Raw genomic sequence first — 18,691 nt, 5'->3', positions numbered from 1 at the left:
GAAGGGGGAATTGAAATAATGAAGCTAGCAACTAAGTTTCAGCATCTTTTCAACCTAACAGACGATACAGGCATTTTACAACATTCCCTTTACTCTATTCCTGATTTGACAAAAGGTTACACTACTGATGACAATTCAAGGGCTCTTATTGCTGCTTCAATGCTATATGAAGTTTACAAAGATGAAAAATACCTCGATCTTTTAAAGAGATACCTTTCTTTCTTGATTTATGCCCAAAACGGCAAAGGATATTTTAGAAATTTTATGAACTACAATAGAGAATTTATTGAAGAAGTTGGCTCAGAAGATTGTTTTGGCAGAACTTTATGGGCATTAGGATATTTATTAAATACTAATTTGTCTAATGGTTATCAAAGTGTTGCTGTGACATTAATCAAAAAAGCTTTGCCAAATGTAGCAAATTTAAATTCTCTTCGCGGTAACGCTTATTCGTTAATAGGATTAAGCCTTTTATACAGTTCTGATGTTACTGAATTTAACAAAGAGAAGATAAAAAATTTAATAACTTCTATTTCAAAAAAAATAGTTCAAAAATATAGGGAAAACAAAGATGGAGAGTGGAAATGGTTTGAAAATATAATGACTTACAGCAATGCCGTACTTCCTTGGGCTCTTCTTAGGTCATACATTATTACAAAAGATGAAGAAGTCTTAGATGTTGCAAAAGAAAGCATGGAATTTTTAGAAAAAGTAACTTTTAGAAGTGGGTATTTTAAGCCGATAGGTTGTAAAGATTGGTACAAAAAAGGAGATGAAAAACCTGCAGAATTTGATGAACAACCGGTAGAGGCTTGTGAAACTGCTCTTATGTACACAGAAGCTTATAAAATTTTTCAAGAAGAAAAATACAAAGAAAAGAGTTTGAAATGTTACAATTGGTTTTTAGGAGAAAACTCAAAAAATGTGCCTTTGATAGATGAGGAAACAGGAGGTTGCTACGACGGTATAACTAAAGAGGGAGTAAATTTAAATGAAGGAGCAGAAAGCATGATTTCACTGATTATAACTGACATGGTGGTGAATCACACAGAAACTGTATTTAAGTAGTTTTTACTTTTCTTTTCAAAAATTTTTATAAAAATTGAAAAGGGTGATGCCATATGAAAATTGGTGTGCTTTGGAGGAAATTCAGGAATGTCGAATTTCAGAGGAAATTGACGCCAGACAAAGTATATGACGATGCCTATGATGAAGCATACCATCATTATATGGCCATAAAAGAAGCTGGATTTGATTCAGTCCTCATAGAATGGAAGGAAGATCCATTAGAAACTTATGAAACTATAAAAAAAGAAAAGGTGGATTTAATTTTTAATGCCTCGAGTATGAAAGAAGTAGCATTTTTAGAAGTATTCAACATACCATATGTTGGATCTGGTTTGGACGTAGTAGCAACTGATAAGAGAATGAGGAAGGACATTGTGGCTTCTCACGGTTTGCCTACGCCTAAATATGTAATTGCAGAAAATCCTCAAGAAATTCCTTCTGTAGACCATCTTAAATTTCCTCTATTTGTAAAACCTATAAGTGGAAGAGGAAGTGCAGGTATAGATGAAGAAAATATAATTTATGATAAGGATAAACTTCCACAAGTTGTAAGCAAAATAACAGAAAAAATAGGACAAGCAGCGCTAATCGAAGAATTCATCGAAGGAAAAGAAGTGACCGTTGGAATAATCGGATATAAACACCCACAAGTATTGCCTTTATTGGAAGTAGGATATAATAACGTTAAAACTAATACTTATGAACACAAAATGTTTGACAACGAGATAATAAAATGCCCTATAGAAGTACCAAAAGAAGTGGAAGAAAAGATTAAAGAGACGGCTTTGAATATTTATAAGGTTTTAAATGCCAAGGATTTTGCTAGAATTGATATGATTCTAAGCAAAGATAATGTTCCTTATTTCTTAGAATTGAATACCTTTGCGGGACTTACAATGTCAAGTAGCAAAGGAGAAAAACATGTTCACCACGGATACATGGGTTATATGGCAAAAGCGGCAGGTTTAACAAGAGGAGAATTTATTGGGAAGATTATAGAAAGTGCTATAGAAAGGTATAAATTGAAGTAATTTGAGGGGCCAGCCTCCGGCCCCCCCTCCATCTTTTGGTCTTGCTAAGTTTAGGACTGTTCGGTCAAGTTGCGCGCTTTGTGCAAAATGTCAGCTACCTACAAAGTTGGACGCACCTCAGATAATTTTTCTATTTGATTTTTATAAAACTTTTAAGTTATACTATTTTTGATAAGGTATACCTCTTTTTTTTACTATGGGGTTACCTTATCTTCTTTTATAAGTTAAGAGATTGGAGGGTTAACTATGGATTTTAATGACAAAGTAGTGATAGTTACAGGTGGAGGACAAGGAATAGGCCGGTGTATTGCGCAAACTTTTGCTGAAAAAGGAGCAAAAGTAGTTATAGCCGATATTGACGATGAGGCTGGCATAGAAAATGAAAAATATATAAAATCTAAAGGTGGAGATTGTCTTTTTGTACATACAGATGTTTCTTTAGAGGAAGATGTTAGGAATTTGGTAGATAAGACGATAAAAACCTATGGTAAGATCGATATTTTGATAAACAATGCAGGTATTGGGTCAGGAGGGACGATTTACACAAGGCCCATGGAGGAATGGGATAGAGTCATAAATGTGAATTTAAGAGGAACATATATGTGTTCAAAATATGTTGCTCCTCACATGAGAGACAATGGCGGAGGAGTCATAATAAATATAGCGTCTACAAGGGCATTTATGTCAGAACCTCATACAGAACCTTATTCTGCTTCAAAAGGTGGTATTATAGCTTTAACTCACTCTCTTGCAATAAGTTTAAGTTATGATAAAATAAGGGTGAATTCTATAAGTCCCGGATGGATAGAAGTGTCTGAATGGAAGAAAAGTAGAGAAGCTAAAAAGCCCCAATTGACAGAAGAGGACCATTTGCAACATCCTGCAGGACGGGTGGGTAAACCAGAGGACGTAGCAAATGCATGTTTATTTTTGTGTTCGGAAGAAGCTTCTTTTATTACAGGAGCGAATCTCATTGTGGATGGCGGAATGACAGTTAAAATGATATATGTTTGATTTTAAATATTCTTCTTTTGTTAAAAATATTTAACAAGATAAACTTTCCCAATAAAGTTGTTTCCTAAGTTTTTCAACGCAATAAATCCTTATCTGCCTATGACTTATGGAGTTGCAGGTCTTAGGGAAGCAATATCTGGGAACAATATTAGCGCAATACTGTACAATATCTCTATAATTGCAGGATTTGGAGCGCTGTTCTTACTGTTTACAATACTTTTAGCAGAAAAAGCAGATAAGATGGAGATAACACAAATGTTAAAACAAATATGAATTTTCAAAGAGGGATGCTTATGTGCATCCTTTTCTTTTTTGCAAGGTATTGACAAAATATATGGGGTTGGCTATAATAACAATAAGGCAGCGAAAACGATTGCGCAAAAATTTGCACAAGGGATGTGTATTTATAAACACATTTATCTTTTTGCAATTTATGAAAGCGATTGCCTAAAAGAAATGGGGGTGGTGTTGTAAAGGAGCTTTTCGTAAGATTTTTAAATAAAAACATAGTGTAAAGGGGGATTGTAGTGTTTAAGAGGAGAACATTAGGCTTTTTATTGTCATTTCTTTTAATTTATACAGCAGTGTTTGGCTCAATGCCTGTGCAATTTGCAAAAGCTGAGACAGATACGGCGCCTGCTATAGCCAATGTTGTTGGCGATTTTCAATCAAAGATTGGAGATTCTGACTGGAATATAAACAGTGACAAAACAGTAATGACATATAAAGGTAATGGCTTTTATGAATTTACTACCCCAGTTGCGTTACCTGCAGGTGATTATGAGTATAAAGTTGCTCTTAATCATTCATGGGAAGGTGGAGGAGTTCCTTCACAAGGTAATTTAAGCTTGCATCTTGATTCAGATTCTGTAGTAACTTTTTATTACAACTATAATACTTCAAGTGTTACTGATTCTACAAAATATACACCAATTCCGGAAGAAAAACTTCCAAGAATTGTAGGTACTATACAATCAGCAATAGGAGCAGGTGATGATTGGAAACCTGAAACATCGACAGCTATAATGAGAGACTATAAGTTTAACAATGTTTACGAATACACTGCAAATGTTCCAAAAGGGTATTATGAGTTTAAAGTAACTTTAGGGCCCTCATGGGATATAAATTATGGCTTAAATGGTGAACAAAATGGTCCAAATATTCCTTTGAATGTAGCCTATGATACTAAGATTACATTTTACTATGATTCGGTTTCACATAATATATGGACAGATTACAATCCACCTCTCACAGGGCCTGATAATAACATATATTATGACGATTTAAAACATGACACCCATGACCCATTCTTCCGTTCGCCTTTCGGTGCAATAAAAACAGGTGATACAGTGACTTTGAGGATACAGGCTAAAAATCATGACCTTGAGTCAGCTAAAATTTCTTATTGGGATGATATTAAAAAAACAAGAACAGAAGTCCCGATGTACAAAATTGGTCAAAGTCCTGACGGGCAATATGAATACTGGGAAGTGAAGTTAAGCTTTGACTATCCCACAAGAATTTGGTATTACTTTATACTTAAAGACGGGACAAAAACTGCTTATTACGGAGATAACGATGAACAATTAGGTGGAGTAGGTAAAGCCACAGATACGGTAAATAAAGACTTTGAACTTACTGTATACGATAAAAATTTAGACACCCCTGATTGGATGAAAGGGGCAGTAATGTATCAAATATTCCCAGATAGATTTTACAATGGTGACCCTTTAAATGACCGCCTAAAGGAATACAGTAGAGGTTTTGATCCTGTTGAATATCATGACGACTGGTATGACCTTCCCGACAATCCGAATGATAAAGATAAACCTGGATATACAGGGGATGGTATATGGAATAATGACTTCTTTGGTGGTGATTTACAAGGTATAAATGATAAATTGGATTATCTAAAAAACCTTGGAATATCAGTTATTTATCTCAATCCAATTTTCCAATCACCTTCCAATCACCGATATGATACAACCGATTACACAAAGATAGACGAGTTATTGGGAGATTTAGATACATTTAAAACACTTATGAAAGAAGCCCATGCAAGAGGAATTAAAGTAATACTTGATGGCGTCTTCAATCATACAAGTGATGATAGTATTTATTTTGATAGATACGGGAAGTACTTGGATAATGAATTAGGTGCTTATCAAGCCTGGAAACAGGGAGATCAGTCAAAATCTCCATACGGTGACTGGTACGAAATTAAGCCTGACGGTACCTATGAGGGCTGGTGGGGATTTGACAGCTTACCGGTAATAAGGCAGATAAACGGAAGTGAGTACAATGTAAAAAGTTGGGCAGATTTTATCATAAATAATCCTAATGCAATATCTAAGTATTGGTTAAATCCTGATGGGGATAAAGATGCAGGTGCAGATGGCTGGAGATTGGATGTTGCAAATGAAATTGCTCACGATTTCTGGGTTCATTTTAGAGCTGCAATTAATACTGTGAAACCAAATGCGCCAATGATTGCAGAACTTTGGGGAGATGCTTCATTAGATTTACTTGGAGATTCTTTTAACTCTGTTATGAACTATCTTTTTAGAAATGCAGTTATTGATTTTATACTCGATAAACAGTTTGATGATGGAAATGTGGTTCACAATCCTATAGATGCAGCAAAACTTGACCAAAGGCTTATGAGCATATATGAGAGATATCCTCTTCCAGTATTTTATTCTACTATGAACCTTTTAGGTTCTCATGACACCATGAGAATATTGACAGTATTTGGATATAACTCTGCTAATGAAAATCAAAATTCTCAAGAGGCGAAAGACCTTGCAGTTAAGAGGCTTAAACTTGCCGCAATATTGCAAATGGGCTATCCGGGAATGCCTTCTATTTACTATGGTGACGAGGCAGGACAATCTGGTGGAAAAGACCCAGATAACAGGAGAACATTCTCTTGGGGAAGAGAAGATAAAGATCTGCAGGATTTCTTTAAGAAAGTCGTAAACATAAGGAATGAAAATCAAGTTTTAAAAACAGGAGACCTTGAAACACTTTATGCAAATGGCGATGTTTATGCCTTTGGAAGAAGAATTATAAATGGAAAAGATGTATTTGGTAATTCTTATCCTGACAGTGTAGCTATTGTTGTGATTAATAAAGGTGAGGCAAAGTCAGTACAAATAGATACTACTAAATTTGTAAGAGATGGAGTTGCTTTTACAGATGCCTTAAGTGGTAAGACATACACGGTTCGTGATGGACAAATTGTTGTAGAAGTTGTGGCATTGGATGGGGCTATACTCATTTCAGATCCAGGACAGAATTTGACGGCACCTCAGCCAATAACAGACCTTAAAGCAGTTTCAGGAAATGGTCAAGTAGACCTTTCGTGGAGTGCAGTAGATAGAGCAGTAAGTTATAACATTTACCGCTCTACAGTCAAAGGAGGGCTATATGAAAAAATAGCTTCAAATGTTACGCAAATTACTTATATTGATACAGATGTTACCAATGGTCTAAAGTATGTGTATTCTGTAACGGCTGTAGATAGTGATGGAAATGAAAGTGCTTTAAGCAATGAAGTTGAGGCATATCCAGCATTTTCTATTGGTTGGGCAGGAAATATGAACCAAGTTGATACCCATGTAATAGGCGTAAATAATCCAGTTGAAGTTTATGCTGAAATTTGGGCAGAAGGATTAACAGATAAACCTGGCCAAGGGGAAAATATGATTGCCCAGTTAGGATATAGGTATATTGGAGATGGTGGGCAAGATGCTACACGCAACAAAGTAGAAGGTGTTGAAATAAATAAGGACTGGACATGGGTTGATGCACGGTATGTAGGGGATTCTGGAAATAACGACAAATACATGGCTAAATTTGTACCTGATATGGTAGGCACATGGGAATATATTATGAGATTTTCCTCTAACCAAGGACAGGATTGGACGTATACAAAAGGGCCAGATGGGAAAACAGATGAAGCAAAACAGTTTATTGTCGTGCCATCAAATGATGTAGAACCACCTACAGCTCTAGGCTTACAACAACCAGGAATTGAATCCTCAAGAGTTACACTTAACTGGAGTCTCTCAACTGATAATGTAGCTATCTATGGCTACGAAATATACAAATCTTTAAGTGAAACAGGACCATTTGTAAAGATTGCAACTGTGGCTGACACTGTGTATAACTACGTAGATACAGATGTAGTAAATGGAAAAGTGTACTATTATAAAGTTGTAGCAGTTGATACTTCTTTTAACAGAACAGCATCAAATATAGTGAAAGCTACACCTGATATAATACCTATCAAAGTGATATTTAATGTAACAGTCCCTGATTATACTCCTGATGACGGTGCAAATATTGCTGGAAACTTCCATGACGCTTTCTGGAATCCAAGTGCCCATCAGATGACAAAGACAGGACCTAACACTTACAGTATTACATTGACTTTAAATGAAGGAACACAGCTTGAATATAAATATGCAAGGGGCAGCTGGGATAAGGTAGAAAAAGGTGAATATGGAGAGGAAATTGCAAATAGAAAAATAACTGTTGTCAATCAAGGTTCAAATACAATGGTGGTAAATGACACAGTGCAAAGATGGAGAGACTTACCAATATACATTTATTCTCCAAAAGATAATACTACAGTAGATGCAAATACAAATGAGATAGAGATTAAAGGCAATACCTATAAAGGTGCAAAAGTAACTATAAATGATGAATCTTTTGTACAACAAGAAAATGGCGTATTTACAAAAGTAGTGCCTCTTGAATACGGTGTAAATACTACTAAAATACATGTGGAGCCGAGTGGTGACAAGAATAATGAACTCACAAAAGATATAACAATAACTGTTATAAGAGAGGAGCCTGTCCAGGAAAAAGAACCAACTCCTACGCCAGAGTCTGAGCCAGCACCAATGCCTGAACCACAACCGACACCAACACCAGAACCACAGCCTTCCTGCAATTATGGCATTGTGACTGCCTCAACACTTAATTTAAGAGAAGGAGCAAGTATCACAAGTAAAATTATAGGTACTATTCCTGCTGGGAAAGTTGTAAAATGGCTTGAGGAAGTGAATGGATGGTACAAAGTTGACTATAACGGCAAAGTAGGATATGTTTCAACCAAATATGTTTCTTCAGTGCCAGATCCATCAAAGGTAACCGTTGCAAAATCAGTGAAAGTTATAGTGAAGAGCGGATTAAATGTAAGGGTGAGCAGTTCTGTAGCTGCAAGAAAAATAGGGGCAGTACCATACGGGACAGAATTAAAAGTAGTAGAAGAACGTAATGGTTGGTATTTGGTGCAGTATAAAGATGGTTTTGGATATATATATAGTGTATATACAGTTGATACAAAGGCATCAGTTCTAAAAACTGTAAAAGTTACTGCAAAGAGTGGATTAAATGTAAGAGCAGGTGATTCCGTAAAAGCAAGGAAAATAGGAGCGGTACCTTATGGTACTCAGTTAAAAGTGGTAGGAGAATATGGTGCTTGGTACTTAATCCAATACAAAAATGGTTTTGGTTATGTATACGCGAAGTATACAAAATGAGCCAATGAAAAAATGCGCCTTTACGGGCGCATTTTTTCATTGGCTGCTTTTTACCCATGTGCGGCAGAAAGTACATACAGGAGAAACAGAAGGGAAACCACATAACTCACAAGTTATTTTTGGAGGACGTGCAGAAGTACCAGCAAATAGATGGGCATATTTTGTGTAGTTTTTATAGAAAGACCTTTTAATTCCTGGGGATTTTTCCTCTAACATATCTAAGGCTTCTTGATATCTTGTATATTTTGCTTCTCTTGAATAAGGACATACTGCGGTTACAGGTTTTATATTGTGAAGTTTTGCAAAAGCAATTATCTCTTCTTCTGCTTGGAAAGCGAGAGGTTTAATTTTTCGAGCAAATCCCGATTCTTCAGGGAGTACAGGAGTTCCCTTTGATAAATGATGAAGGTCCCATCGGAATAGATTTGCTAAAAGCAACTTAGCCATATCGTCTAATGTATGACCTGTTGCCAGTGCATCAGCTTTTACAGATAAAGTGTATTCGTTCATAAGATGCCTTTTAGTGACTCCACATATAGCACATATCCTGTCTTGGCGTTTAGCTACATCCGGGATACCTTTTCCAAATTTTTCTTTTAAGTTTACTATTTCTAAAGGAATATCATTTTCTTTGCAAAAACTTTCCACAACTTCTCTAGATTGAGAAGAGAAGTTGTTTTCTTCTATTCCTAGATCTATAAAAAAGCCCAGCACTTCATAACCTAATCTTTTTAAGACAAAAGTAGTGACTAAGGAATCTTTTCCTCCTGAGATTGCAACGACTACGCGCCCTTTCGGAGGCAGCATTTTATATTTTTCAATAGTTTTGGCAACTTGTCTCATAAAAAAAGCGTCCAAATGTTCTTCGCAAAAGGCGGAATTATGAGCGGGAAATTTTACAATTGCTGGTTTACGACACACAGTGCATTTCATGGCATAGCCTCCTTTGCTTAATATATTTTGTACTAGAATCAAAGCTATACCTTAAATTATAAAAAATTTAAAAAGAAATTGCAAAAACGCCATTACTTCAACAAGTTTTCCTTAAAAAATTTCTAAAAAAATAGTATTATATACTTGTGAAGAACTTAAGAGGGAGTGAAAAATTTTGAAAGAGATAGAAGCAAAGAAAATTACTGAAATAGTAAAATTGCTTTGTATTGAAGCTAATTATGAATTACCTCAAGATATATTTGAAAGTTTAAAAGAAAGAATAAAAGAGGAAATAAGTCCTTTGGGTAGAGAAATTTTAAAAGATATAATTGCAAATGCTGAAATAGCGAGAACGCAAAGAATGCCTATATGTCAAGACACAGGAATAGTCGTAGTTTTTGTAGAGATAGGACAAGAAGTACATATAGTAAATGGCAGTTTAGAAGAAGCGATAAATGAAGGTGTAAGACTTGGCTATCAAGAGGAGTATTTAAGAAGATCTGTTGTAAAAAGCCCAATTTTACGAATAAATACTGGTGACAACACTCCTGCAATAATACATTATCATATCTGTGAAGGAAATAGATTTTCAATAACTGTAATGCCTAAAGGTGCAGGAAGTGAAAATATGAGTGCTTTAAAAATGCTAAAGCCTTCTGACGGAGTGGAAGGGATTAAAAATTTTGTTATTGAAACAGTTGAAAAAGCAGGTCCTAATGCTTGCCCTCCCTTGATCGTGGGAATAGGAATTGGAGGGGATTTTGAGCTTGCTCCTTATCTTGCTAAAAAGGCGTTATTGAGAGGTGTAGGTGAAAGAAACACAGATAAAGTGTTAGCTCAATTAGAAGAGGAGTTGTTGCAAGAAATAAATATGTTGGGAATTGGTCCTCAAGGCTTAGGTGGGAGTACCACTGCTCTTGATGTTCATATTGAAACTTATCCTACCCATATAGCTTCTCTTCCTGTGGCTGTCAATTTAGGATGCCATGTTACAAGACATGCTACTTTTGTATTATAATATTGCTAGGAGGCATGGGAATGTATAAAAAGATAAATACGCCTTTGACGGAAGAAATAGTAAACCAGCTTAAAGCAGGGGACTTAATTTTGCTATCAGGAGAAATTTATACAGCAAGAGATGAAGCTCACAAGAGAATGATAGAATCATTAAATAGAGGAGAAAAATTACCTTTCGAAATAAGAAATAGTGTAATTTATTATGTAGGTCCCTGTCCTTCTAAACCGGGACAAGTTGTAGGAAGTTGTGGGCCTACTACAAGTGGAAGAATGGATAAATACACACCAGTATTAATTGAATTGGGATTAAAAGGCATGATAGGAAAGGGATATAGGAGTAAAGAAGTTATAGAAGCTATGAAAAAGTATAAAGCAGTCTATTTCACTGCTATAGGAGGAGCAGGAGCATTACTGGCACAAAAAGTAAAAAAAGCAGAAATAGTAGCTTATGAAGATTTAGGTACAGAGGCTATCTATAAATTTTTAGTTAAGGATTTTCCTGTTATTGTTACTATAGATATCCATAGTAATGATTTGTATGAGATTGAGAGAGAAAAATATAAGACTAATTTAAAAAGGTGAGAGAAATGGCACTTTTACCCTTAAAAGAACTATATTTAGAGTGTTTACATTGTACAAAATGTGACCTTAGTAAAACGAAAACTAATATGGTTTTTGGAGAAGGAAATTTAAGGGCAAAAGTTATGTTTGTGGGAGAAGGACCAGGAAGAGACGAGGATTTGCAAGGGAGGCCTTTTGTAGGAAGAGCTGGTCAATTTCTCAACAAAATGCTTGAGGATGTCGGATTAAAACGGGAAGAAGTCTATATTGCCAACATAGTAAAATGCAGGCCACCAAACAATAGAGTGCCTCTGCAGAGTGAAATTGACGCTTGTTTGCCTTATTTAAGAAATCAAGTTGCAATAATAGCTCCTAAAATGATAGTATGTCTTGGAGCGACTGCAGCAAAAGCTATAATAGACAAAAATTTCAAAATAACAGTAATGAGAGGCCAATGGTTTGAAAGAAAAGGTGTTAAAATAATAGCGACTTACCATCCAGCTGCAATTTTGAGAGACCCTGAAAAATTAGAGCCTGCAATGGAGGACTTTAAAAAGATTAAAGAGGAATTGGATAAATTATTGTAATTTGTTCATAAGCGTAGAGGAATAAAAATTTAGGAAAAATGAAGTTGATATTTTTATACTACTGGAATGAGTTTGACTCTTTTAGTCCCACTTTTAAGATTGTATGATTAGAAGTTAAATAACGAATAGGAGTTTCTTGACAAAAAGCTATAGGCTTTTTTAGAAGATTATGGTTCTTATTAACAAGGTATAAATTTTTTAGTAGTCTTTTTTTGTGGTAATATAAATCTTCTTGTTTACAAACAGTAATAGATGTTAAAATCGATGGAGCTGTGAGTAAACCAATGTAACGGAGTGATTTTGAAAAAGTAATCTGATAAAACCGGTACGGATAAGAATCAGAAAAATAGCAACTGGAAAAGTTAAAAATAGGAATTACATCCTGAAGAGCTTTAGGAAGTTTGCCTTTAATATCATCAAATAAAGGCTGTACTGAAGAAGTAGCAGCGAAACTAAAAGGTGAGGATAATTCACTTACTTCAACATAATTTTGTATTTGAAAAAGTTTAAATATAGAACCTATTTTAAAAAGGGCTAAAGCATAATCATAACCGAAGGAAACGGCAGCACCTCGGGCTAGTTGTATTAATGGTGTAAATTCGTAAATTTTACCGCAAGTTTGTGGTAAAAAATCTTCAGTTAAATAAACAGCTTCATTTTCAACCCAATATATTCCTGGAGAATGAGGGGCAAAGAAATTTTTAAGCTGTTGTACATAAGGTGATACTGCAACCACAAAATTGTCAGCTATTAATAATGATTTTTCTCGTTTATGAAAACCGAGATGTGGGTAATTTTGGGATTTTAGTATTATTCCTTGGTTAAATTTGTTTATTGTATAAACTGCTTTGTTCTCTTTTTCTGGATAAACCAATCCAAAAGGTGTAATTATGGAAATTACTTTAGCTTTTTTAATTTGATCTTCGTTTTCTTCTAATTTTTGCAAAAGCTTTTGTGGAGCTACTTGCAAGATTTTAACTGATTTTTGTAAATTTTGAGGATAAACAGAAAAATCACTAAATTGTTCTGGGACAAGCCTAAGATGGATTATTGAACTCGTCTTATTTTCTGGTGAAAAAGAAAAGGGCGGGGTAAAATAGATTTTACTGACATTTTTTTTAGATAAACCCAGGACAGTAAGACAATGTTGTAATTCGTTTAAAAAAGTTTGTGAAGAAAATTTTCTCTCGTACAAAAGATATTTACCTGACCCAGCAATAATAGTTCCGTGTTGACCATTTATAAAAATTCCTAACGTAACTTTCAAAAAAATACCTCCTTTTCATGGTAGTAATCCCAATATAGTTTTTCTAGCGGCACGTAAATAGTTCGATAACCAAAACATTGGGGACCAACTACATCTAAAGCTTTATTGATTCTGAGTCGAAGTGGTGCCGGCAGACCTAGAAGCACTAGAGGCTGACCTTCATAAATTTCATTGTTATTTACTGGTTTAAGTTTATTTAGATCAATTGCGGAAATTAAATCGGGTACACTAGCGGCTATATGACCATTTTTGAACGCAAGTAAATTCTCATATTGAAAAAGAAGTTGTAATTCTTCACCTTTTGGTGAGATTAGCGTTGCTGCTTTCCACTTGGCAGTTTCATATGCGGATATATTTTTTATGGTACCTTGAAAAATTTCGACTATAGGACCATAAAAGGAATTAGAAGTTACCTCTAAAAGCAAGTTGAATAGCTCGTGGTAATTATCAGCATGTAAAAAGCATTCACCTATTTCACGGGCAAAAGTTAGAGTACTTGGAAGTAAAACTTTTTTTAATACGGAACCGGAATAAGGAAAGCCTGCAAAATAACCAACTCCTCCTTGTTGGCAAACAATCTGGCGCGTATTAAGTTCTAAAAGAAATGTATCTTGCTTTTCAAGGAACAGATGCACGTTATAACTGCCATCAACTAGTACCAAAGGGGTAACAGGTAAGTTTTCAAGATGATAAGTAGTCATTTGTAGTTCGGGGAAAGCTCTTCCCATAGCATCACCATCAATAACTGGCAAACCAGTTTGAAGTGCTGCTAAAAGTGGATAAAAGATATTAACTCCTGCTCCTTCAACAATTGAGATTCCATTAAACTGGAACCCAGTATATTTTTCTAATTCCTCAATGGCAATACTAGCTTCTTTACCCGAGGGTAAATTTTCTTCACATAATTCCGGTGAACCTAAAAGACCTATACCGCAGAAAAAGTTACTTTCAGACAATTCATCAAGGGTTAGTAAAGGAATAACACGGTTTTGTAAAGCTTTATCCAGTACGGATGCCAAAAGTTCACTTTTTCCCCCACCACCCGAACCAAGAAAAATACTGCCATACCAAAGTGGTTCAATCCAATCAGAGGTAATTTCTTGCATATTCACACCTACCTTATGCGATATTTTTTAAGCCAACGATAAAGGGTTGCTAAACTAATGCCTAATTCTTGAGCAATCAATTTTTTTGATTGTGTAGATTTGCCATATTTAGCTAATAAAATTTCCAATTGATTTTTGAGCTGTTCATCTTCAATAAATGAGTGTTCGCTTTTAACGTTAGTAAACTGATATTTATTAAAGGATACGCCATTTTGTAAGTACTTCGGTAAATACTGTGGAGTAATTATATCGTCTTTACAAAGTGAAACGGCGTAAGTTACTACATTCTTTAATTCTCGTATGTTTCCTGGCCAGCTGTAATTCTGAAGAATTTCAATAGTTTCTGGACTGAAAATTTTAAATGGTTTATCTTGTTCAAGACAGATATTTTTTAAATAAAAGTCTAAAAGAAGAAGGATATCATCTCGGCGCTCACGTAGTGCTGGTATGTAGACTGGGAAAACACTTAAGCGGAAAAAAAGGTCTTCTCTAAATAATTTAGCATCAATTAATTCTTTTAAATTTTTATTAGTTGCTGCAATAACCCTTATATCAACTGGACGAGAAATAGTAGCACCAATTCGTTCTACTTGTCGGTCTTCCAAAACCCGTAATAATTTTGCTTGTAATGGTAAGGGCATGTCTCCAATTTCGTCAAGAAAAATTGTTCCGCCATTAGCAAGTTCAAATTTACCCGGTTTGCCACCGCGACGAGCACCTGTAAATGAACCATCTTCATAGCCGAAAAGTTCGCTTTCAAGAAGGTTTTCAGGGATTGCGGCGCAGTTTATGGCAATAAAAGGATCATCTTTTCGAGGACTTAAGTGATGAATATAACGAGCAAAAAGCTCTTTGCCTGTACCACTTTCACCTTGAAGAAGTATTGTATGCTCAGTTGCAGCTATTTGACGGATGAGTTTTTTTATTTCAGTAAAATGATAGTTTTTACCTATAATAGCAAAAGAATAATCTTTGCGTGATGGACAAAAATTTACATTTTTTTGGAATGATTTGATTTTCCAGATTATTAAGCCTATTGGTTTATCATTTTTTACAAAGAGGTGATAATAAAAATTTCCCCATTGAGTTTTTATAAATCCTTCTGAATCATTGGTATCACCCAGTTTTTCCCAAATATCAGATGGAGAGAGCTGAACAAAAGAAGAATTTTGACTTAAGATTATTTGCCCTTTGTTGTTGAAGAGGTAGAATTCTATGTTTGATTGTTTTGCTAAAAATTGCAATGTCTGTTCTAGTAATAAAATATTATTTGTTTTTTGTTCAGAAGCGAATGATGTTTCTAATACAATCTGCAAAAATTTAATGATTGAGGCAGGCGTTATTTTTAAATTTTTGCTACGTTTTTTAGGTAAAGCAACCAAAAAATTGTTCTTTTCTATTTTAAAAGAAAGTATTAAATCATAGGGGCAATTGTTGATATTTGGACAAGTGGGAGTACATGGTGGTGACCAAACATGATAGCCTGCTTTTGAAGGTGATATAAATGATAAACATTCTTTCTGAAGTTCGGTTACAAAACCAAAGGTTTCTTGAAGAGAATCAATCAAATTATTTCTCATAAATTTTATCACCGCTTTAAAATGAGAAATTTTGAGAAAAAGTGAGAATAAATGAGAAAAATACAGTGAATGCGTAAAATATAAACCGATTTATTTATTACAATTCTAATTCAAAGAAAACTTTATGTCAACATATTTTATCAATTATACACTCTTAAACGTTTTATTTTTCTCTCTTTTTAACTGATAACTTAAAAACAAATTGGCACGATATTTGCTATCTAATTTATTCAGAAATTTAAAGTTTTATAACTTTAAAGTAAAAAAGAAAAGATGTTTTGGAACAAAAAAGCAAACAAGATACCAAAGTATTGAATGAATCTTACAAGTTTAATTAAAAAATATCAAGATAGGGGGTCGTTATTGTGGAACAACATGCATTGGATCCGATTCCAGAGTCAGAAAAGAGACCATGGTATAGTATAGCCCTTATATGGGCAGGATCAATGATATGTGTATCATCTTTGATGGTAGGGGGAGCGATAGTCCAGGGCATGCCACTATTAGAGGCTATAATTGCTGGAGCTATAGGTTATACAATAATAATTGTATATATGACATTTCAAGGAATGCAGGGTGCTGACTTAGGTGTTCCCACCGTGGTTACGTCCTCATCGGCTTTTGGCAGAGAGGGGGCACGGTTTATAATTTCTACTATTCTTGCAATATCCTGTATAGGATGGTTTGGAGTACAAGCAAGTGTATGTGGAGCTGCGTTTTCTCAAATAATGAACATGTGGCTTGGGATTTATATACCTGTATGGTTAAGTGGATTGGTATGGGGTATTATTATGCTAGTGACTGCTGTATATGGCTATAAGGCACTGGAATACTTAAATTATATTGCCATACCAGCGCTTGTATTTCTCTCTATAGTAGGTCTAATACAGGTTTTGACAACATTCGGTATAGAGAATTTGATAAATTATGTACCAAAAGATCGCTATTCCTGGAGTTATGCGATTGGTTTGGCTGTTGGAGGATTTGCAGTAGGAGGCGTCATTGCTGCTGACTTTTCAAGATATGCAAAAAGTAGGAAGGATGCTTTGACATCAGGACTTGTGGGTGTCTGGCCAGCGGGGATGTTTCTACTTGTAGTTGGGGCACTCCTCACTGTAGTAGCCGGTACATATGACATAACAATTGCTTTAGCTCAATTAGGGCTGGGATTTGTGGGTGCTGTAATCCTTATTTTGGCTACATGGACTACCAACACGGTAAACGCCTACTCAGGGGGGCTAGCTATTGTAAGCCTTTTTAACATGGAAAATAAATTAAGACCACTTATGACCTTTATAGCCGGTGCTATAGGCACTGTCCTTGCCATCATGGGCATATTAAACTATTTTACTTCTTTCCTTACTGTACTTACTGCAAGTATACCGCCTATTGCCGGTAGCATGATTGCGGATTACTGGATATGCAAAAAAGGAAATAGAAATATGTGGGAGGCTGGTATTGTAGATATTAACTGGATAGGAATAGCATCATTGGTTATAGGCTTTATTGTGGCATTGTTTATGAAAACAGGTATTTCAGCCATAAATGGCATAATATCTTCAATGGTATGCTATTTGGTATTGTATTATGTATTGAAAGTGTCAAAATCAGCTACTGCTTTGCATTGAGGAAAAAAATAGAAAGAAAATGGTTATGCATATAAAACGATAGTTTCCTTTTAGGGTCTTTGGGGTATCTCGAAATTTAATGTTCGGAGTTGTATAGTTTTTATATTTCAATATATCTTTACAAGGAGGTTATAGAAAATGAAGAAAGATATAGAAAAATTGGAGAAAATCGATTTACAAGCGGTGGAAGATATCGCAGTAGGGGCTGCTCTTCTTGGAACTGGGGGAGGAGGAGACCCTTATGTAGGTAAGCTTATGGCTATTCAATCTATACAAAGAAATGGTCCAGTAGAACTTATTGATGTGGAGAACATACCTGATGATGCATTAGTTGTTCCCGTGGCAATGATGGGAGCGCCGACAGTATTGGTAGAAAAGGTTCCTTCAGGAAAAGAGATTTTCAAGGCTTTCGATAGTCTCCAAAGTTTTCTTGGAAAGGAAGTATATGCAGTTCTTCCTATTGAAGCTGGTGGCGTTAATTCAATGATACCTATTATGGTTGCAGGTGAAAGAAAGGTACCATTGGTAGATGTAGATGGTATGGGAAGGGCTTTTCCAGAGTTGCAAATGGTAACATATCATCTTTATGGAGTTTCTGCAACACCTATGGTTTTAGCAGATGAAAAAGGTAATTCTATACTTTTACATACTATCAATAATTTCTGGACTGAAAGCCTTGCGAGGAACGCTACAGTAGTTATGGGTGGATCAGTTATGATAGCAATTTACCCGATGAGTGGAAAAGATGTAAAACAAGCAGGAATAAGAAATGTTGTATCTTATTCAGCACAAATTGGAAAAGCGATACGCGAAGCCCGCAAAAAAGGTGAAAATCCAATAGAGGCGCTTTTAGAGGTAACAGGTGGCTATATGCTTTTTAAAGGCAAAATTTCTGATGTGCAAAGGCGTACTACGGGTGGATTTGTTCGTGGAGAAGCTCATATAGACGGAATTGACCAATACAAAGGGGAAGCAATGATTATTGATTTCCAAAATGAAAATTTAATAGCACGTCGCAATGGGAAAGTTGTAGCTACAGTGCCTGATTTGATTTGTACCGTTGATGCCCATACAGCCTTACCTATAACCACCGAAGGATTACGTTATGGACAGAGAGTATTTATTATAGGAATTCCGTGTGATGAGAAGTGGAGAACTGAAAAAGGTATAGAAACAGTTGGTCCGCGTTACTTTGGATATGATGTTGATTATATACCTGTAGAAGAACTCAATAGAGGTTAAAAGGAGGTAGGAAAAAATGGAATATCGTATTGGAATTGATGTTGGTGGAACCAATACTGATGCAGTTTTAGTAGATGAAAATCTGGAATTAGTAGAGAGTGTTAA

General features: G+C 35.3%; 15 protein-coding genes (1 of these 15 only partly in view). 11 read left to right on the top strand and 4 right to left on the bottom strand.

Annotation, left to right across the window (positions count from 1 at the left end; all coding sequences use genetic code 11):
* The first annotated feature begins 18 nt into the window (after positions 1-18).
* From THEBR_RS11015 to THEBR_RS10995, 5 genes are all read left to right on the top strand, one after another.
* The gene (locus THEBR_RS11015) at positions 19-1,068 is read left to right on the top strand and encodes a beta-L-arabinofuranosidase domain-containing protein (protein WP_012269783.1); all 1,050 of its coding nucleotides are present in this window, start codon (positions 19-21) and stop codon (positions 1,066-1,068) included.
* Between the two features lie 53 nt (positions 1,069-1,121).
* Positions 1,122-2,099: a D-alanine--D-alanine ligase family protein gene (locus THEBR_RS11010; protein WP_012269782.1), complete on the top strand. Its 978-nt coding sequence runs from the start codon at positions 1,122-1,124 to the stop codon at positions 2,097-2,099.
* A 246-nt stretch (positions 2,100-2,345) separates the two neighbouring features.
* Positions 2,346-3,113, top strand: a complete 768-nt coding sequence (locus tag THEBR_RS11005; RefSeq protein ID WP_003868601.1) for an SDR family oxidoreductase — start codon at positions 2,346-2,348, stop codon at positions 3,111-3,113.
* 57 nt (positions 3,114-3,170) lie between these two features.
* Positions 3,171-3,386, top strand: coding sequence for an ABC-2 transporter permease (locus THEBR_RS11000; RefSeq protein WP_012268733.1), 216 nt, complete (start codon positions 3,171-3,173; stop codon positions 3,384-3,386).
* A gap of 254 nt (positions 3,387-3,640) precedes the next feature.
* The gene (locus THEBR_RS10995) at positions 3,641-8,665 is read left to right on the top strand and encodes an alpha amylase N-terminal ig-like domain-containing protein (protein ID WP_012269781.1); all 5,025 of its coding nucleotides are present in this window, start codon (positions 3,641-3,643) and stop codon (positions 8,663-8,665) included.
* A gap of 36 nt (positions 8,666-8,701) precedes the next feature.
* Here the strand turns inward: THEBR_RS10995 and THEBR_RS10990 are convergent, their stop codons facing one another.
* A complete protein-coding gene (locus THEBR_RS10990) occupies positions 8,702-9,598 on the bottom strand; it encodes a PP-loop family protein (RefSeq protein WP_012269780.1) in 897 nt (298 codons plus the stop codon).
* Between the two features lie 175 nt (positions 9,599-9,773).
* On the opposite strand from THEBR_RS10990, the gene THEBR_RS10985 reads away from it, so the two are divergent.
* From THEBR_RS10985 to THEBR_RS10975, 3 genes are read left to right on the top strand one after another with little or no spacing between them, the layout of a single operon-like run.
* On the top strand, positions 9,774-10,616 hold the full coding sequence (locus THEBR_RS10985; protein WP_003868597.1) for a fumarate hydratase: 843 nt from the start codon (positions 9,774-9,776) through the stop codon (positions 10,614-10,616).
* A gap of 20 nt (positions 10,617-10,636) precedes the next feature.
* Positions 10,637-11,197, top strand: a complete 561-nt coding sequence (locus THEBR_RS10980; protein WP_013570860.1) for a Fe-S-containing hydro-lyase — start codon at positions 10,637-10,639, stop codon at positions 11,195-11,197.
* A 5-nt stretch (positions 11,198-11,202) separates the two neighbouring features.
* Positions 11,203-11,763: a uracil-DNA glycosylase gene (locus tag THEBR_RS10975; protein WP_003868595.1), complete on the top strand. Its 561-nt coding sequence runs from the start codon at positions 11,203-11,205 to the stop codon at positions 11,761-11,763.
* A gap of 58 nt (positions 11,764-11,821) precedes the next feature.
* Here THEBR_RS10975 and THEBR_RS10970 read toward each other — a convergent pair whose 3' ends face one another.
* The 3 genes from THEBR_RS10970 to THEBR_RS10960 are packed head-to-tail and all read right to left on the bottom strand — an operon-like array spanning position 11,822 to position 15,716.
* The gene (locus tag THEBR_RS10970) at positions 11,822-13,030 is read right to left on the bottom strand and encodes a hypothetical protein (RefSeq protein WP_012269778.1); all 1,209 of its coding nucleotides are present in this window, start codon (positions 13,028-13,030) and stop codon (positions 11,822-11,824) included.
* Positions 13,027-14,136, bottom strand: coding sequence for a DUF917 domain-containing protein (locus tag THEBR_RS10965; RefSeq protein ID WP_012269777.1), 1,110 nt, complete (start codon positions 14,134-14,136; stop codon positions 13,027-13,029). The genes THEBR_RS10970 and THEBR_RS10965 overlap by 4 nt, the downstream gene beginning before the upstream one ends.
* An 8-nt stretch (positions 14,137-14,144) precedes the next feature.
* The gene (locus tag THEBR_RS10960) at positions 14,145-15,716 is read right to left on the bottom strand and encodes a sigma-54 interaction domain-containing protein (protein ID WP_012269776.1); all 1,572 of its coding nucleotides are present in this window, start codon (positions 15,714-15,716) and stop codon (positions 14,145-14,147) included.
* Positions 15,717-16,081: 365 nt separating this feature from the next.
* Here THEBR_RS10960 and THEBR_RS10955 point away from each other — a divergent pair, with 365 nt between their 5' ends.
* The 3 genes from THEBR_RS10955 to THEBR_RS10945 form a co-directional block, all read left to right on the top strand.
* Positions 16,082-17,344, top strand: a complete 1,263-nt coding sequence (locus THEBR_RS10955) for a cytosine permease (RefSeq protein WP_012269775.1) — start codon at positions 16,082-16,084, stop codon at positions 17,342-17,344.
* A 138-nt stretch (positions 17,345-17,482) separates the two neighbouring features.
* Positions 17,483-18,586, top strand: coding sequence for a DUF917 domain-containing protein (locus THEBR_RS10950; RefSeq protein ID WP_012269774.1), 1,104 nt, complete (start codon positions 17,483-17,485; stop codon positions 18,584-18,586).
* Positions 18,587-18,602: 16 nt separating this feature from the next.
* Positions 18,603-18,691: the 5' portion of a hydantoinase/oxoprolinase N-terminal domain-containing protein gene (locus THEBR_RS10945; RefSeq protein WP_012269773.1), read on the top strand. The gene runs 1,462 nt beyond the window's last position; 89 of the gene's 1,551 nt are visible here — the first part of the coding sequence; the start codon lies at positions 18,603-18,605; the stop codon falls past the right edge of the window.

It is taken from the genome of Thermoanaerobacter brockii subsp. finnii Ako-1, from assembly GCF_000175295.2.
GTDB classification, from domain to species: domain Bacteria; phylum Bacillota; class Thermoanaerobacteria; order Thermoanaerobacterales; family Thermoanaerobacteraceae; genus Thermoanaerobacter; species Thermoanaerobacter pseudethanolicus.
Note: the sequence above shows the minus strand (reverse complement) of the source record. Positions and strands in the feature narration are given on the sequence as shown.

Bases quoted from the DNA above. Each gene is read 5' to 3' on its own strand.
- THEBR_RS11015 (WP_012269783.1), top strand. From the start codon at position 19: ATGAAGCTAGCAACTAAGTTTCAGCATCTTTTCAACCTAACAGACGAT.
- THEBR_RS11010 (WP_012269782.1), top strand. From the start codon at position 1,122: ATGAAAATTGGTGTGCTTTGGAGGAAATTCAGGAATGTCGAATTTCAG.
- THEBR_RS11005 (WP_003868601.1), top strand. From the start codon at position 2,346: ATGGATTTTAATGACAAAGTAGTGATAGTTACAGGTGGAGGACAAGGA.
- THEBR_RS10990 (WP_012269780.1), bottom strand. From the start codon at position 9,598: ATGAAATGCACTGTGTGTCGTAAACCAGCAATTGTAAAATTTCCCGCT.
- THEBR_RS10980 (WP_013570860.1), top strand. From the start codon at position 10,637: ATGTATAAAAAGATAAATACGCCTTTGACGGAAGAAATAGTAAACCAG.
- THEBR_RS10975 (WP_003868595.1), top strand. From the start codon at position 11,203: ATGGCACTTTTACCCTTAAAAGAACTATATTTAGAGTGTTTACATTGT.
- THEBR_RS10965 (WP_012269777.1), bottom strand. From the start codon at position 14,136: ATGCAAGAAATTACCTCTGATTGGATTGAACCACTTTGGTATGGCAGT.
- THEBR_RS10960 (WP_012269776.1), bottom strand. From the start codon at position 15,716: ATGAGAAATAATTTGATTGATTCTCTTCAAGAAACCTTTGGTTTTGTA.
- THEBR_RS10950 (WP_012269774.1), top strand. From the start codon at position 17,483: ATGAAGAAAGATATAGAAAAATTGGAGAAAATCGATTTACAAGCGGTG.